We start from the raw sequence: 16984 nt of genomic DNA, 5'->3' as shown, positions 1-16984 counted from the left end.
ATGACTGCATTAACTGAAGATGACGTACTCGAAAGGCTCGCCAGCCCTGAAAATCTCAATGATTTTCTGCTGAATGCCAATGAGATCTTATTTCAGGGTATTAAAAGCCTTCTGCCCTATTTATTTATCAATAATGATGAAGATATTCAGGAATACGCCGTCAAGCCTTTATTAGCCAAGTCAGGCCCACTGGACAGTCTGGATGTTTCTTTGCGCTTAATTTATGCGTTGGGGCAAATAACAAAAGCGGTTTATGCCGATATTTTGTTATTTTCTCAGCTCAGTGAGCATTTGCAGGAAACCGGAGATATTACTGAGTTTCATGACGATATCGTTTATGAATTTATGGGTAATCTCAATGCCGTGACCCAGAATAAAACCTTATTTCAAATGATTGAAAAGATGAAGTTTTCTGACTTCACCATTTTTAATCAGACCCGCTACGGGAATATGGTGAAAACCGGGCTGACGTTGGCAGTGACGTCATTATTACAGGAACTGACTTATGAGAGTGGAACTTAACATTAATGGGCTACAGAACAGCGCGCATTTTCCCGACCGCGATATTACTCATCTGCATCTGCCACTATTAGCCTCACTGTCTCAGCAACAACAGCAACTTCAGCGCCGCATGGTGGTTTTTTTATGCGCGCCACCCGGTACCGGTAAATCCACCCTCGCCACATTTTGGCAATGGCTTTCCCAACGGGATACCACTCTAACACCGGTACAATGTCTGCCTATGGACGGCTTTCACCACTACAATCACTACCTTGATGCCCACCAGTTACGCAGTAAAAAGGGAGCACCAGAAACCTTTGATTTGCCTAAGCTGCGTCAGGCAATCCACCGCTTGCAGCAACCTGGCGCGACCTGGCCTGCCTATGACCGCCGGTTACATGACCCGGTTGAAGATGCCATTATTGTCGACGCACCGATTATCGTGCTGGAGGGCAATTGGTTATTACTGCAACAACCCGGTTGGCAGCAGTTGAAAGCACTGGCTGATTACACTATTTATATTAATGCCGCCCCAGAATTACTGCGGGATCGCCTGATTGAGCGCAAGATCCGTGGCGGTTTATCGCCACAGCAGGCCGAGGATTTTTACCTCGCCACTGACGGCCCTAATGTGTTCAAGGTATTGCAGTTCAGCCAGCCCGCTGACTGTCATTTAGTGATGGATAGCGATATGAGTTACCACAAAGCCTGATCCACAATAAGAAAAAACCCGCCAGCGGCGGGTTTTCACTTTTACACATCGGCTCAAGGTTGCGGGTCGCTGCCAGAATCCTCTTTGCGGGTTTTCACCCATTCTCGCAGCCGCTGAATATGCAGATACAGTGCGGGAATAAACAGTATCCCCACCGCAGTGGCCATCAACATGCCACCAAACACGGTGATACCGATAATTTGACGGCTCATCGCCCCGGCTCCACTGGCAAAAACCAGTGGCATCACCCCGAGGATAAACGAAATAGCAGTCATCATAACCGCACGAAAACGCTGCTTAGCACCTTCCTGTGCCGCATCACGGATACTCGCGCCCTCTTCTCTGCGGGCTTTAGAAAATTCGACGATCAAAATCGCATTCTTAGCCGCCAGCCCTATCAGCAACACTAAGCCGATTTGCGCGTACACATCGTTGGCAAAACCCATTGCCGCCAGCCCTGCTACCGCCCCGCCTACGGCAAACACCACCGAGAGGATAACTACCAGCGGAATACTCCAACTCTCATATTGGGCGACTAAAAACAGATAGGCAAAGACCAATGCAGCAAGATAGATAAACACCACTTGCCCGCCGGTTTGCTGCTCCTGCCACGACATTCCGCTCCAGCTATAGCTGTAACCTGACGGTAAATTCTGTGCCAATAACGACTCCATCGCCGTTATTGCCTGACCAGAGCTGGCACCATCAGCCGCAGAACCGCTGATGGCTACCGAAGGGAACTGGTTGAAATTACTGATAAAGGGCGCACCCACTGAGGGGGTTAATGTCACCAGATTGGCCAGACTGACCAATGCACCATTGTCACTGCGCACATTCAGACTATTTATCTGCGCGGTGCGCTGGCGGAAATCCATATCATTTTGTAATTGCACCCGGAACATACGGTTATTCAGGGTAAAATCCCCCGCATTCATCCCCCCAAGTGACGTTTGCAAGGTTTGGAAGATTCGGCTGACCGGTACCTGTAACAGCGCGGCGCGGTCACGATCGATACTCAGATTAGTTTCAGGCACCGAGGCGCTGAAGGTGGTAAATACCCGGCTGAGTTTCGGGTCCTGATTAGCGGCAAAAATAATTCCCTGACTCACCTGCGCCAACTCTTGCGGTGACTGGCCTAACAACGCCTGAATACGTAAATCAAATCCAGAAGCACTGCCCAACCCGGCAATAGCCGGTGGGTTTACTGCCATGATCATCGCCGAAGGGATAGCGGCCAAATTGGCCTGAATACTGGCCAGCACGCGATCAATATGAGGCCGTTGCCCCCAAGGTTTGAGCATCACAATGGCAAACCCGGCATTGGGCGAGTTGTTGCCGCTAAGCAAACTGAAGCCGGTGATTTTTATCACATCCTCGACAGCATCATTATCAGTAACCACTTGATACATCTGGTCCATCACCGTCTGAGTCCGATTAAGCGAAGCCCCATCTGGTAGTTGTAAACTGACAAAGAAGTATCCCTGATCTTCCTCCGGCAGAAACGAGGTGGGTAACCGCGTGTAACCCCACCAGGTTGCCAGCCCCACCAGCAGTAGCGCGACGATACTGAATACCGCGCGGCTACTGATACGGCCGGTCAATGAAACGTAACCGTCGCGGGCGCGATCAAGCCCACGATTAATACCGCCGAACAGACCGGTATCTGCCAATGTGCGCCGTTTCAGCAATACCGCACACAGCGCCGGACTTAAGGTTAATGCATTGATACTGGATAAAATCACCGCCGCCGACAGTGTTACCGCAAACTGCCGGTATAGCTCACCGATAATCCCTGGCAAAATGGCAATCGGCACGAATACCGCCATCAGTACCAGGGTGGTTGCGATAATCGGCCCGGCAATTTGAGTCATCGCCTGTCTGGTTGCTTGCGCCGGTGACAGATCAGGGTCATTCGCTAATAAGCGCTCGACGTTTTCCACCACCACAATAGCGTCATCCACCACAATGGTTAGCGCCAGAATAATGGCAAACAGGCTCAGGGTATTGGCCGAATAACCAAAGATATACAGTACAGCGAAGGTGCCGAGCAGGGAGACCGGAATGGTAAGCGCGACGATAAAAGTCGCCCGCATACTTTGCAAAAACAGATACACCACCGCCAATACCACAATTAAGGTTAACGTCAGTGACACTGCGATTTCATGCAATGTTGCGGTAACCGGCAGGGTGGAGTCGTAATTGATTTCATACGTCAGGTCTGGCGGGAAAGAGGCTGATAGCCGGGCCATTTCATCCCGCACCCCATTAGCCACATTTAACGCGTTGGCACCCGGCACCGGATAAACCACTAAAAATGCCGATTCAGTCTGGTTTTGCGCCGCACTGACCTGATAGTTCTGCGCCCCCAGTGCCACGCGAGCAACATCACCTAACCGAATCATGCCGCCCTGAGGATTGCTACGAATAATCACATTAGCAAACTGTTGTGGGTCCGTTAGCCGCCCTTGTCCACTGATGGTCAGGGTTTGCTGTTGACCGGGCACCGACGGTGATGAGCCAATCTGCCCGGCAGCCGCCTGTACGTTTTGCTGTTGTAATGCTGCGACAATATCCTGCACGCTGACATTCAGTGATTCCATCCGTTGCGGATTGAGCCAAACCCGCATGCTGTAATCACGCGCGCCAAATACCTGTACATCGCCGACACCATTGATACGCGCAATGGCATCACGCAACTGAATACTGGTGTAATTGCTGACAAACAGCGCATCATGGGTTTGTTTCGGTGAAAAAACACTGACTCCCAGCAACAAGTTAGAGGCCCGTTTGCGCACGGAAATACCGTTTTCATTCACCTCCGCCGGCAACTGAGCACTCACCTGAGAAATGCGGTTTTGCACCTCAACCGCCGCCATATCGGGGTCGGTACCACTGGCAAAGGTAATACTTAACTGATAACTGCCGTTATTAGCACTGGTCGATTCCATATACAGCATATTGCTGACACCGTTGACCTGCGCTTCCAGTGGTGAGGCCACGGCTTGTGCAACATCGCGGGCACTGGCTCCGGGGTAGACGGCACTCACGGAAACCACCGGTGGCGTAATATCAGGATATTGTTCCACCGGAATCACATACAACGACACCCAGCCAACAATGGTTATCACCAGTGCAATAACAATGGCAAACTTGGGCCGACGGATAAAGAAATGCAGCATCTGGCCTTCCCCTTAATTTACTGTCAGTGGTGTAGCAACGCTGGCGCTAACCGTCATCCCTGGCCGGACATGTTGTAGCCCTGCCACAATCACTCGCTCGCCCACTTTCAGCCCGTCAGTCACTTCATATTGTTGTTCAAACTGCTCACCCAACGTCACTTGCCGCACATCGACCTGATCTTTATCGTTCACCACCAAAACAAAGTGTCCCTGCTTATTCTGCTGCAATGCGGCAATCGGTATGACAGTAACCGGTTTTGCCATTTCTGCTGCCAGCGACACATTCACCACCCCACCGGGCAGTAATAAATGCCGTGGATTGGCAAAACGGGTACGCAGGGTAACGGTACCGGTCTGTTTATCAATTTGATTATCAACGGACTCAAAAACGCCGCGTTCCGGGTACTGCTTACCATTCGCCAGTTGAATACGGGGAGTAAAGTTGCCAAACGGCAATGTGCTGCTGTCAGCAGAGGGACCTGCAACCGACAACTGATAGGTTGCTGTAATGTAATCTCGTTCATTCACTGCAATAGCTACCCGAATCGGATCAAGTTGGACAATATTGACCAACGTGCCGCTGGCGGGATTAATTAGGCTACCGACATTAAAACGGCTGTGACCAATCTGACCGGTTATCGGCGCGTAAATACGGGTAAAACTGAGCTGTAATTGCTGGATTTGCAGGTTCGCCTGCGCCTGAGCTACCGCCGCGCGGCTAATATCGCGCTGCGCTTGTGCTTCGTCAACTTCCGCCTGGCTGACCGAGCGATTACTTCCCAAACGCTGTAAGCGGGTGAGGTTCACCTGAGCATGATTAGCACTGGCAGTCGCACTGTCTAACTGCGCCTGGGCCTGCGTTACTGCGGCCTGATGCAACGCGGGATCAATTTCATACAATAGAGAGCCCTGCTTGACCATCTGCCCTTCAGTAAACAACCGCGCAGCAATAAACCCTTCGGTGCGGGTCGTCACATCCACCGCCTGAATCGCCTCCACGCGCCCCAAATACTGTAACGCAGTATCTGGTGTGATTGAGGTTACGACCGAAACAGTCACCGCAGGCAGCGGTGCTGCTGCAAAAACCTGATGTGTCACAAGACTCAACAGCAAGAGCAAATTCAGCCGAGTCCGTAGGATTCGTGGCACGTAATTGATTAGCGTGGACCAAACCAAATTCAGTGTAACCATGGTCATTCCTTACTCTCGGCAAAAAGTGATAATTTCATAACGGGCGCGCAACCTTTTGCGGGCCAAAGAGAAGGTAACGTATTACACCTATAATGATAAGAGACTAAGATTATATTCATGTTAGTTTATATTTCTTCTGAGTCTTCACTTCCTGCTGATTAAATGGATGTTTTATCCTATTGAGGATCAGCCTAAATTTTGTAAGTGCCAAGGGAACTCACTATGACGGACTCCAGCCAGCCAGAATCACCATCACGGGCAAAAGGAGATAATGTTTTCTTTGCAAAACAAACTTTACAGGCCATGGCCTTGCTGGTTGGGGCAACCATCATTATTGCAGCGGTAGGCATTATCTATATCGCCTCGCAATTAAATGAACAAGCGACATCTCAAAGCCGTTTTCTGGTAGAAAAAGCCTGGAAAATGCGGCAAGACTCAATAAAAACCCGAATAAAAGACAATGCTTTCTGGGGTGATGCTTATGAACATTTGCATGTAAAAGTCGATCCTGACTGGGCTTTTGTCAGCCAAAATCTGGGGCCGTCACTGTATAGCGACTTTAATTATGAGGGAGTGTTTGTCGTTGATGGGCCAGGAAAAACCCGTTATTCGGTCATCAATGGGCAACTGAAAAATATTAGCCTGCCCGATTGGCTCAACAAAGATATGACCCCGTTGATTGACGCCGCCCGAGCGCGGGCAGACAAACAATATATTGCAACTGAAACCATCGACGTGGCTGGGCAACCGGCCATTGTTGCGGCTGCGGCCTTAACCACTGGTAGTGATCCACGCGTTAAAACAGTGGCTGGAGCACCCTCTGTTCTGGTGTTTATCGATTTACTGACACAGCCCGAGCTAAATACCTTGGGCGAAGATTATGGTATTCATCAACTGCGTACCCCTGAGGATGAAAAAGACGCGGCATCCAGCCCGTCAGTTCTATTATCTGCCAGTGATAACAGCGCATTGACGCTGCATTGGAATCAGGATATGCCCGGCGCGCAACTGCTCAACATATTACTCCCACTACTGATGCTGGTTGCGTTGATTCTTGGGCTGACCGGCTGGTTAGTTCTGCGGCGGGCGATGTCAGAAGCACGGGTAGCGGATGAAAACAAATCTGCTTTAATCGCCAGCGAAGAACGCTTTCGTCATGTCGCCGAAGCTGCTACCGACTGGTTATGGGAAACCGATGCCGATTTACGCATCACCTACCTGTCGCAACGGTTTTTGACCATTACCGGATTAAGTGTGGAGTACTGGCTGGGGCGTAATCTTGATTCACTGTTAAATTGTGACATTATCCCGCTGCGCTCTTGGTTACAGCACACCCATCTGACGGAATCTCGCAATGAGTTGCAATGCACTTATTTCTCCGCCAAGGGCGATAAACGCATTTGCCGTATCTATGCCAAACCTATCATCCAAAACAACGAAACCATTGGGTTCCGTGGCACCGCATCGGATATCACCCGTGAAATAGAAGCACAGGAACGGATTCAACACCTATCTCTACATGATGCATTGACCGGTTTACCCAACCGTCTGCGAATGAAAGAATTCCTGGAAAATAAGTTACGCCATTTAGCTGCGGCCCCCCACCCGCTGGTGATCCTCAATGTTGACTTGGATAAATTTAAACCTGTTAACGACACTTTTGGCCATGTTACCGGTGATCTGGTACTGCATCAGGTATCTGAACGCCTAAGAAGTTGTTTGCGTGATCAAGATTTAGTCGCGCGTCAGGGGGGAGATGAATTCGTTCTAATTATCACAGGTCTTGCGTCACGCAAAGAAATTGAACAGCTTTGTGCGCGCGTTATCACCCGAATCGAAAGTCCTTACGTGATAAATGATCAGGATATTTATATCGGGGCCAGCATTGGTATTGCACTGGCACCTCAAGACTCAATGCAAGCAGAAGAGCTATTACGATTTGCAGATATTGCCATGTATGAAGCTAAAAACAGTGGCCGTAACCGTTGGAGCTTCTACTCCAGTGAAATGAATGAACGCCTGATGCAACGCAGTGAGCTAGAGCGTTTTTTACGTCAGGCCGTTAAGCACAACGAATTTAACCTTTATTACCAGCCACGCTACCGTATTGAGGGAACACAGCTGACGGGTGCTGAAGCCTTGGTGCGCTGGAACCACCCAATTTTGGGGCTGCTGATGCCGGATCAATTTATTGCGCTGGCCGAAGAGACGGGGCTTATCACCTCAATTAGCGACTGGACCATGCTACAGGCATGTCAGGATGCATCGACATGGCCCTCGTCACTGATTGTTTCCGTTAATATTTCTGCGGTTGAATTCAGGAACCAGCGCCTGATAGAACGAGTGCGCCAAGTCCTGCTGCTCACCGGGCTACCTAGCCATCGATTGGAGCTGGAAATCACCGAGCGGATAATGATTGAAGATGCCGATGGTGCCTTTAAAACCATGACAGCATTGAAAACCCTGGGTGTGCGCTTATCGATGGATGACTTTGGTACTGGATATTCCTCACTGAATTATCTGCGCCGCTTCCCGTTCGATGGATTGAAAATTGATAAGAGCTTTACCGATGAACTGGCCGAGTCACATGAAGGCCAATCAATTGTCGAAGGGATCATTAACCTCGGCCATGCACTGTCCATGACGGTGACCGCCGAAGGGGTAGAAACCGCCGAACAGCTCGGGCAGTTACAGACTCTGATGTGTGATGAAGTTCAGGGTTATTTCTTGGGTAAGCCAATGAAACTGGATGATTTATCAGTTCTTATCCGTAATACACATTATGACTGAGGGCCGTTCAGCCGCTGACGCTCAAGGCGATAGGGCTGAGCGGTAACGCTATTTTTAAGAGATTAGCCGGGGAGAGGCTAAACCAGATCGCTTATTTTCAGTTGATAAAGGCCATCCAGAAAAGCTGGAATAAAGCTACCAGGGCCTGCCACCTGCTGAGATACCTGCCCGCCGACTTGTGACATCACCCGGCAAGCCGTTGCCACATGATGTAAACGGTCACCTTCCTGTGCGCAAAATGCCGCTACCACGGCAGAAAGTGCGCACCCCGTCCCCACTACCCGAGTCATCAGTTTATCGCCACCAGTCACGGCAAAATCACGCAGGCCGTCGGTGATATAATCCACCTCACCGGTAACCGCAACCACAGTCTGCACCTGTAGTGCCAATTGGCGAGCAGCAGGCAGTGCACTCACCGAAGAATCGACACTATCCACCCCACGCCCCATGGTCGCCATACCGCTTAATGCCATGATTTCCGAGGCGTTACCCCGTATCGCCGCAGGTTTTAGCGCTAATAATTGATGGGCAAAATTAGTACGATAAACAAGCCCGCCGACCGCAACGGGGTCCAGCACCCAAGGGGTGGAGGATTGATTTGCCGCCTGGATTGCCGCCAGCATGGATTCGGCCTGAGCACGGTGTAACGTGCCGATATTGATAAGTAAACTGTTCGCCATTGTACTAAATTGTGCGGCCTCTTCAGCTTCAACCACCATGGCAGGAAAAGCCCCTAATGCCAGTAACACATTGGCAGTGAAGGACTGTACTACCTCATTAGTCAGGCAATGGACTAATGGCGGTGTCGCTTGGAATTGCAACAAGCAGGCCGCCGCCAGTGCATCAGGAAATAGAGCGGGTGTAATAGGCGTATCAGTGTGCATGGTATTTATAATTCCCCCACCTTAGCAAATTATCGTTACATCTGGAGATGCATATAGACCTTACTCTGGCGCGATCTGAGCTAAAGCTTGTGGATAAGGCTACCGTAAAAAATATCAATGCCATCAAGTCACCTGCCAATACCCGCTTTTTGTAGCACCGACTCTTACCAGGCGGCCTTTCTCCTGTAATATCTTGATATTACGTTCAATCGTCCGATTACTTACACTGAGTTCACTTGCCAGTTGGACAATAGTGATGGTTGGACTTGCAGTGATGGTTGCTAAGATCCGCTCAGCCGTCACCGTAAGAGAAAGTGAATTTTCTACCGACATTTCTACCGACATTTCTACCGACATCATGGAAGAATCTATTTTCTGCATACCAATGCCTTCTGCTAATGCACCAATCAGTTTTTCCAACATAAACTCGATAAATAATGTGCAGTCGCTGGCCCGATCGCACTTACCCAATATCCGATAATATTCCTGTTGCTGATTATGAATTAAAGTTTCTACCGGCAACCATGCCAATTCTGAACGCCATTCACTGAGGATAAGCGTTTGCCATAAGCGCCCCATACGCCCATTACCATCAGCAAACGGGTGGATAAATTCAAATTCGTAGTGGAAGATAGAACTGGCAATCAGTGGATGAATGTCAGCGTGCTGCAACCATTTAAGTAAATCACCGACTAAACGCGGTAACTGATTGGCTGGGGGGGGCATATGAATAAGCTGTTTCTCTCGATAAACGCCCACATTACCGTGGCGTAGCAGCCCAGGTGTATCAACTAAACCCATCATTAAAAAACGATGTGCAGCTAACAAATCATCAAGTTGATGACTTTGCCAGTGGGGAAGCTTTTCATAGGCAAGTATAGCGTTGCGCACTTCCTGGATATCTTTCGCCGGTGCGAGTACCCGCTTACCTTCCATGATCGCAGTAACTTGTCCCGTCGTCAGACTGTTATGCTCGATTGCCAACGATGCCTGTATAGTACGAATACGATTTTCTTTACGTAACAAAGTGGAAGATTGCTCAGCCTGCGTAGCCCAACGGCCCAATAGTTCCCCGACCTCAACAACCTGATTTAGTATGTTGGGTGTTATGCTATAAGGCGGTTGGTAACCTGCCACAGTGCTCCCCTTTTCATCAATTAAGTCAGCCCATACCGTGCTACGCAAATCATGGTGTGTTGAATGCCAAATATCAAGCACTTGTCCTGCGTCACTCACCCTCTACTTATTCTAAGACGTATGTTTACTGGGTATACAGGATGCTACGTGACGTTGAACAGCAATAACACAAGTAACCGGAATCTTCACTCCACATTGGTGGTATGTTGTCGGCCCTACCCAGTGCTGCGTGCAGCGGCAATCAGTGCTTGCCCTAGAGCCAGCCCGCCATCACCGGCAGGCAGGCGCTGGGGCAGCAACAGTTGGAAATCATGCAGTTGTGCGCTAAGTAACTCACGCAGTAACCGGTTATGTAGCACCCCACCTGAAAAGGCAATAGTATCAATACGATAATACTGGGCCGCCTGCCGCGCCAAAGTAGCAAATCCTTGGGCCAGAGCAAAATGGAACGCATAGGCCCGCTCAGCCGGAGTGGCATCATAAGCCAACCATTGCTGCCAGAAAGTGGCTAAGTCCAGTTGGTTATCGCACAGCGGCATCGTCACTGGCGGCACTGAAACCGCACTTTGTCGCGCCAGTGCTTCCAACTGGCAGGCGGCTTCGCCCTCCCAACTTATCGATAGCGGCGCAAGATTGAGCGCAGCCGCTACTGCATCAAATAAGCGCCCAGTTGAAGAGGCCAACGGCGCATTAATCCCCCGCTCAATCGCCCGCGCCAATACCCTACCCTCCGGCTGAGGAATCGCCGCACTCTCAGGCAAATGTTGCCAATTGGGGACATAGCGCTGTAACTGGGCCAGCAGGTTGCGCCACGGTTGACGCGAGGCCAGATCGCCACCGGGTAGTGCCACCGCGGGCAAGCCACCAATGTATTCACAGCTCGTATAATCTACTCGTAGGCATTCACCACCCCATAATTGACCATCAGCGCCATAACCCAGCCCATCCAGTGCCACACCGATCACCGCCCCACCCTCGCGAGGCCAGCCATGCTCTGCCAGACAAGCCACCAGATGGGCATGATGATGTAGTATGTCGACACAAGGGATATCCCATTGTGCTGCCAGGGTTTTCCCTAATTGGTGGCTGACGTATCCGGGGTGAGCATCCACCGCTATCACCTGTGGTGTGAAATGGTAAATATCGCAAAACAGCGCCACTAACTGCTGCTGTTGCTGTGCGATATCGCGGTCTTCCAGATCCCCCAGATGTTGACTCAACACTGCATTACCATCACGCAACAGGCAAAACGTGTTTTTCATATCCGCACCCAGCGCCAGAACTGCTGGCTGCTGGCTAAATCCCGGAGGTAACTCGAAAGCATCTGGCACATACCCTCTGGCTCGGCGTAGCATTTCAGCACTGCTGCCGGTGAGTCGCACTAATGAGTCATCGGCCCGCTGCACAATTTTCCTATCGTGCAATAACCAGTGGTCAGCAATATCTCTCAGAGCACTAAGCGCCTGCTCATTACTCAATGCCGGGGGTTTACCACGACCATTACCGGAGGTCATCACCAGAGGCCGTCCGACCTGTTGCAGCAGCAAATGTTGTAACGGATTGGCGGGTAGCATCACGCCAATTTCAGGTAAGCCCGGTGCCAGCGCCGTACACAGCGGGCTATCAGCCCGCGACGAAACCAACACAATCGGAGCCGCAGGGCTACGTAACACGCGTAATAACGCGGCGCTATCGTTACTTTGCACGCAGCGTGATAACCAGTCGGCGTGCGGTAACATCACCGCCAGCGGCTTGGAAGGTCGCTGCTTGCGCTGCCGTAAACGGGCCACCGCAGCAGCATTGGTGGCATCTACCGCCAGATGGAATCCTCCCAGCCCTTTGACGGCAACAATATCTCCTGCCAACAGGGCGGCTGCGGCTTGCTCTAGCGCCGCGAAGTTGTGCGCAATCGGCTGTCCCTCTCGCCCCGTTAGCCACAATTGCGGGCCACAATCGGCACAGGCATTGGGTTGGGCGTGAAAACGGCGATCGGCCGGATGGTCATATTCTGCCTGACAGGCAGCACATAGCGGGAATTCGCGCATGGCGGTATAAGGCCGGTCATAGGGCATGCGGTGGATAATAGTAAAACGTGGGCCACAATGGGTGCAGTTGATAAACGGGTAGCGGTAGCGACGATTGGCAGGATGGTTCATTTCAGCCAAACAGGCGTCGCAGGTTGCAGCATCCGGTACAATTTGCGTATCCATCTGCCCGGCACCGCTGTGATGAATCACAAAATCCAGCGGTGGCTGCGCCCAATGGTAGGGCGAGGTGGTGACACTATCAATTTGTGCCAATGGCGGGCAATGTCGCGGCAGTGCCTGTAAGAAATCCGCCAGCGCCGGTGATTGCCACAGGTGAATCGTCACGCCCGCACTGTCGTTACTGACATCGCCCCTTAGCGCAAAGCGGTGGGCAAGTTGCCAGATATAAGGGCGGAAACCCACGCCTTGCACCTTACCTTTTACCCGCAGACAGAGACCATTTTTATCCACTAAAACTCCTTCACAAGGCTGCCAGCAACCTGTTTTATAGCTCGGAGATTGCGGGGCGACTGCACCGATGGGCGCTTCGACGGCTCACGCCGTTACGACCCATTCGGCACATTTCCCCACTTATCAACTAGTTAATCGCCTGTCACTTCAAGTGCGAATGGGCTCCCAAAAGTCATTGGAATTGCAGGTAGGCAGCAAGTAAGAAAATCCCGATGAGCTGACATCAGTCAGTGATTCGGGTGAACGAACGCAGCTAACCCCCCTGCGGCTTCTAGGACGAATAGACTCCCAAAAGTCATTGGAGTTGCAGGTAGGCAGCAAGTAAGCAAATCCCGATGAGCTGACATCAGTCAGTGATTCGGGTGAGCGAACGCAGCTAACACCCCTGCGGCTTCTAGGACGAATAGACTCCCAAAAGTCATTGGAGTTGCAGGTAGGCAGCAAGTAAGCAAATCCCTATGAGCTGACATCAGTCAGTGATTCGGGTGAGCGAACGCAGCTAACACCCCTGCGGCTTCAAGGACGAATGGGATCAGCAAATACGGGGCAATGGCTCGTCCAGAGGCAAATCCAGTCTACGCGAAACACCATACGCACCGCATAAGCGCACTTGTTTATTCTCAGTCACCTGCCCGATAACGGCGGCATCCTGGCCGAGTGGATGGTTATGGAGCGCTGTTAATACCGATTCTTGTGCCTCTGGTGACACCACCAGCACCAGCTTACCTTCGTTGGCAAAGTTGAGTGCATCCAGCCCCAGCAATTCGCAAATACCCCGCACCGCCGGTTTCAGGGGGAGATCTGACTCGTTGATCTCCATGCCGCAACCGCTGGCGGCCGCAAATTCATGTAGGATCGCCGTCACGCCGCCACGGGTAGCATCACGTAACGCTCGCACCCCGGCAATAGCTCGCAGCGGAGCTATCAACGGCGCCAATAGCGCACAATCGCTCACCAGCTCTGCTTCCAGCCCCAGCCCTTCACGCAGGTTCAGAATGGTCGCGCCATGATCACCTAAAGTGCCACTGACAACGATCCGATCACCAGCACGGATCATCGCGGTCCCCCAATGGATATCTGCGGGGATCACTCCTATGCCGGTGGTATTGATAAAGATCTTATCTGCCGCGCCGCGCTGCACGACTTTGGTATCACCTGTAACTATCTGAATCCCTGCCTGCCGCGCAGTAGCCGCCATTGATTGCACAATGCGCGTGAGAACGTCCATCGGCAAACCTTCTTCCAGAATAAAACCGCAGGAGAGATAGCGTGGTGTTGCGCCACTGACCGCCACATCATTTGCTGTGCCGCACACGGCCAACTTGCCGATATCGCCGCCGGGGAAAAAGATCGGATCAATGACATAGCTGTCGGTAGATACCGCCAGCCGATCGCCCTGTACGGTTAGATTCGTCAGCGCGATACGCGCCTGATCTTCCCGTTCATTCAGCGCCGGATTGGAAAACTCCGCCAGAAACAGTGATTCGATCAAGCTCTGCATTGCCCGGCCACCGCTGCCGTGGGCCAGAGTAATCTCTTTCTTATTCATTTAGTTGTGACCTTATTAATAACCCAAAGTTATTGGAGTTGCAGGTAGGCGCTGTAAGCGAACGCAGCTCCCCCCCAGCAGCTTCAAATACCAAGGGTTATCGATACTGATAATAAGCGGCGCAGGCCCCTTCGGATGACACCATCAGCGCGCCAAAAGCATTGTCTGGCGTACACTCACCGCCGAACAGTGGGCATTGATCAGGCTTGCAACGCCCAGTCAGCACATCACCACAGCGAGATCGTGGAGAGTCTGCCACCCGCTGCTGTTGCGGTTTGAAACGTAATTCGGCATCAAATTCAGTATAGTCAGGGCTGAGTTGTACGCCGGAATCCGCTATTTCCCCCAAACCACGCCATTCGCTGCTGGCTTTAGCAACAAAAACCTCTGTCAGTGCCTGTTGTGCCAGTAAGTTGCCACTGTCCGGCACGATACGCCGATACTGGTTCTCTACCACACAACGCCCGCTGACCATCTGTTCAAGCAGCATTACCAGCCCCTGCAAGATATCCAGCGGCTCAAAACCGGTAACCACCAATGGCTTGTGGAATTGGTCGCAAATAAAGCCATATGGCGTGGTGCCAATCACCATACTGACATGACCGGGAGCCAGAAAAGCGTCGATACGCACATCCGGTTGTTGCAGCAAGCTACGTAGGGTAGGAATGATGGTGATGTGCTGGCAGAACACAGTGAAATTGCTCAACCCGAGCCGTTTGGCTTGTTGCAGGGTTAAGGCACTGGCAGGCATGGTGGTTTCAAAACCGAGGCCAAAAAACACCACTTGGCGATCAGGATTATGCTGTGCCAGCGTCAGTGCATCCAACGGCGAATAGACCACGCGAATATCCGCGCCGCGCCGTTTGGCATCCAGCATCGAACCATTGCGCCCTGGCACACGCATCGCATCACCGTAAGTGCAAAAAATCACCTCAGGATGCGCGGCAATTTCCAAACAGCTATCAATGCGGCCCATCGGCAACACACACACCGGGCAGCCCGGTCCATGGACAAACTCCAACCCATCAGGCAGCAGTTGATCAAGGCCGAATTTGAAGATCGCATGAGTGTGCCCACCGCAGACTTCCATAATTTGCAGTGGCAAGCGCTGTTGATCCGCGATCTGCGGCAATAACTGTTCGATCCGTTGCAATAATGCGCTCACTAATGCGGGATCACGAAACTCATCAACGTAACGCATCACGTGCCTCGCTTGCAGCGCTGGCATCCCAATCCAGCCCAACTGCCTGCATATGTTCCAGCGCGGCCAGTGTCTGTTGCGCCTCTTCTTCGTCAAGCAGGCTCATGGCAAACCCAACATGCACCAACACCCACTGACCTAGCAATGCCGCTGGGGTATCGTCGCATACCAGTGCGATATTGATTTCACGCTTCACTCCGCTCACTTCCACCCATGCCAGTTGGTGAATGTCTTCACCCACCGCCACAATTTTGCCGGGAACGCCTATGCACATCGCTGTGTCTCCAGCCATTCCAGCCACAAATCCATCCCCTCTCCGCTACTGGCAGACAGCGCAATCACCTGAATATCAGGATTCACCTGACGGGCATAGGCAATGCACTGTTCAATATCAAAATCCAGATAGGGCAGCAGATCGATTTTATTGATAATCATCAGGGTTGAAGCTGCAAACATATGGGGGTATTTCAGCGGCTTATCTTCGCCTTCAGTAACTGACAATACTGCCACTTTATGGCGTTCGCCCAGATCAAAGCTGGCCGGACACACCAAATTGCCGACATTTTCAATAAACAGCAGGCTATCATCAGCCAGTGCTAAACGGTGTGCCGCATCGTGCACCATCTGCGCATCCAGATGGCAGCCTTTACCGGTATTGACCTGAATCGCTGGCACACCAGTGGCGCGAATACGTTCAGCATCATGGGTGGTTTGCTGATCACCTTCAATTACCGCGCAAGGCACTTGCCCGGCCAGCAGTTGCAAGGTCGAGGTCAGTAGCGTGGTTTTGCCAGAGCCGGGGCTGGAAACCAAATTCAGCGCCAGAATATGTTGTTCGACAAAATGCTCACGATTATGGTGAGCTAACTGGTTATTTTTGCTCAGCACGTCTTGCTCGATTTGCAGCAAACGGCGCTGGCCCATGCCCGGTGCGTGGCTGCCAGCCTCGCCCTGTCCGTAATGTAGCCCTTGTTGATCGGCATGCACTTGTGGCGCAAAGGGTCCAGCTTCCGGCTGAGCTGGTTCCGGTATCGCTACCGGTTCAGGCGTTTTACCGTGGTAGTGATGATGAACATCGCCCTGATGGTAATAATAGTGATGATGGACAATGACCGGCTGCGTGCCTTTGGCAACATATTTATGTTTATGCTGAGTCTTTTGCGGTTGGGCATCGTTGGGGTGGTCATGATGGTGATCATCATGGTGGTGGTCATCGTGATGATGGTGGCCATGATGATGATCATGATGGTCGTGGTCATGATGGTGACTGTCGTCGCCTTCGATCTTTGTTTCGCCGCTGGCGCAACCACAAGTCGTGCACATAGGAATTCACTCCTTCAGG

The 16984-nt window shown here is 51.6% G+C and carries 12 protein-coding genes; 3 read left to right on the top strand and 9 right to left on the bottom strand.

From position 1 onward, the window contains the following. Nucleotides 1-522, top strand: a complete 522-nt coding sequence (locus Q2T71_RS22010; protein WP_372560541.1) for an MltR family transcriptional regulator — start codon at nt 1-3, stop codon at nt 520-522. After that, the gene (locus Q2T71_RS22005; protein ID WP_372560540.1) at nt 506-1213 is read left to right on the top strand and encodes a nucleoside/nucleotide kinase family protein; all 708 of its coding nucleotides are present in this window, start codon (nt 506-508) and stop codon (nt 1211-1213) included. The genes Q2T71_RS22010 and Q2T71_RS22005 overlap by 17 nt, the downstream gene beginning before the upstream one ends. Before the next feature lie 53 nt (nt 1214-1266). On the opposite strand, the gene Q2T71_RS22000 is transcribed toward Q2T71_RS22005, so the two are convergent. Further along, nucleotides 1267-4392, bottom strand: a complete 3126-nt coding sequence (locus Q2T71_RS22000; protein ID WP_372560539.1) for an efflux RND transporter permease subunit — start codon at nt 4390-4392, stop codon at nt 1267-1269. A gap of 12 nt (nt 4393-4404) precedes the next feature. Continuing rightward, complete coding sequence (locus tag Q2T71_RS21995) at nt 4405-5583, bottom strand: efflux RND transporter periplasmic adaptor subunit (RefSeq protein ID WP_372560538.1); 1179 nt, start codon at nt 5581-5583, stop codon at nt 4405-4407. 222 nt (nt 5584-5805) lie between these two features. On the opposite strand from Q2T71_RS21995, the gene Q2T71_RS21990 reads away from it, so the two are divergent. Then, the gene (locus Q2T71_RS21990; RefSeq protein ID WP_372560537.1) at nt 5806-8373 is read left to right on the top strand and encodes an EAL domain-containing protein; all 2568 of its coding nucleotides are present in this window, start codon (nt 5806-5808) and stop codon (nt 8371-8373) included. A gap of 77 nt (nt 8374-8450) precedes the next feature. On the opposite strand, the gene thiM is transcribed toward Q2T71_RS21990, so the two are convergent. From thiM to hypB, 7 genes are all read right to left on the bottom strand, one after another. After that, nucleotides 8451-9257 carry a hydroxyethylthiazole kinase gene (gene thiM / locus Q2T71_RS21985; RefSeq protein ID WP_372560536.1) on the bottom strand — a complete coding sequence of 269 codons (807 nt, stop codon included), beginning with the start codon at nt 9255-9257 and terminating at the stop codon, nt 8451-8453. Nucleotides 9258-9380: 123 nt separating this feature from the next. Next, complete coding sequence (locus tag Q2T71_RS21980; protein WP_372560701.1) at nt 9381-10394, bottom strand: Fic family protein; 1014 nt, start codon at nt 10392-10394, stop codon at nt 9381-9383. A 215-nt stretch (nt 10395-10609) separates the two neighbouring features. After that, nucleotides 10610-12892, bottom strand: a complete 2283-nt coding sequence (gene hypF / locus Q2T71_RS21975; protein WP_372560535.1) for a carbamoyltransferase HypF — start codon at nt 12890-12892, stop codon at nt 10610-10612. A gap of 532 nt (nt 12893-13424) precedes the next feature. Then, a complete protein-coding gene (gene hypE / locus Q2T71_RS21970) occupies nt 13425-14441 on the bottom strand; it encodes a hydrogenase expression/formation protein HypE (RefSeq protein WP_372560534.1) in 1017 nt (338 codons plus the stop codon). Between the two features lie 97 nt (nt 14442-14538). Continuing rightward, complete coding sequence (gene hypD, locus Q2T71_RS21965; protein ID WP_372560533.1) at nt 14539-15642, bottom strand: hydrogenase formation protein HypD; 1104 nt, start codon at nt 15640-15642, stop codon at nt 14539-14541. After that, nucleotides 15629-15916, bottom strand: coding sequence for a hydrogenase maturation factor HybG (gene hybG / locus Q2T71_RS21960; RefSeq protein WP_083162471.1), 288 nt, complete (start codon nt 15914-15916; stop codon nt 15629-15631). Before hybG ends, hypD begins: the two co-directional genes overlap by 14 nt. Then, nucleotides 15907-16965: a hydrogenase nickel incorporation protein HypB gene (gene hypB, locus Q2T71_RS21955; protein ID WP_372560532.1), complete on the bottom strand. Its 1059-nt coding sequence runs from the start codon at nt 16963-16965 to the stop codon at nt 15907-15909. The genes hybG and hypB overlap by 10 nt, the downstream gene beginning before the upstream one ends. Nucleotides 16966-16984 lie beyond the last annotated feature (19 nt).

The organism is Yersinia sp. 1652 StPb PI (assembly GCF_041538345.1).
GTDB classification, from domain to species: Bacteria; Pseudomonadota; Gammaproteobacteria; order Enterobacterales; family Enterobacteriaceae; genus Yersinia; species Yersinia enterocolitica_E.
Note: the sequence above shows the minus strand (reverse complement) of the source record. Positions and strands in the feature narration are given on the sequence as shown.

Bases quoted from the DNA above. Each gene is read 5' to 3' on its own strand.
- Q2T71_RS22010 (WP_372560541.1), top strand. From the start codon at position 1: ATGACTGCATTAACTGAAGATGACGTACTCGAAAGGCTCGCCAGCCCT.
- Q2T71_RS22005 (WP_372560540.1), top strand. From the start codon at position 506: ATGAGAGTGGAACTTAACATTAATGGGCTACAGAACAGCGCGCATTTT.
- Q2T71_RS22000 (WP_372560539.1), bottom strand. From the start codon at position 4,392: ATGCTGCATTTCTTTATCCGTCGGCCCAAGTTTGCCATTGTTATTGCA.
- Q2T71_RS21995 (WP_372560538.1), bottom strand. From the start codon at position 5,583: ATGGTTACACTGAATTTGGTTTGGTCCACGCTAATCAATTACGTGCCA.
- Q2T71_RS21990 (WP_372560537.1), top strand. From the start codon at position 5,806: ATGACGGACTCCAGCCAGCCAGAATCACCATCACGGGCAAAAGGAGAT.
- thiM (WP_372560536.1), bottom strand. From the start codon at position 9,257: ATGCACACTGATACGCCTATTACACCCGCTCTATTTCCTGATGCACTG.
- hypE (WP_372560534.1), bottom strand. From the start codon at position 14,441: ATGAATAAGAAAGAGATTACTCTGGCCCACGGCAGCGGTGGCCGGGCA.
- hypD (WP_372560533.1), bottom strand. From the start codon at position 15,642: ATGCGTTACGTTGATGAGTTTCGTGATCCCGCATTAGTGAGCGCATTA.
- hybG (WP_083162471.1), bottom strand. From the start codon at position 15,916: ATGTGCATAGGCGTTCCCGGCAAAATTGTGGCGGTGGGTGAAGACATT.
- hypB (WP_372560532.1), bottom strand. From the start codon at position 16,965: ATGTGCACGACTTGTGGTTGCGCCAGCGGCGAAACAAAGATCGAAGGC.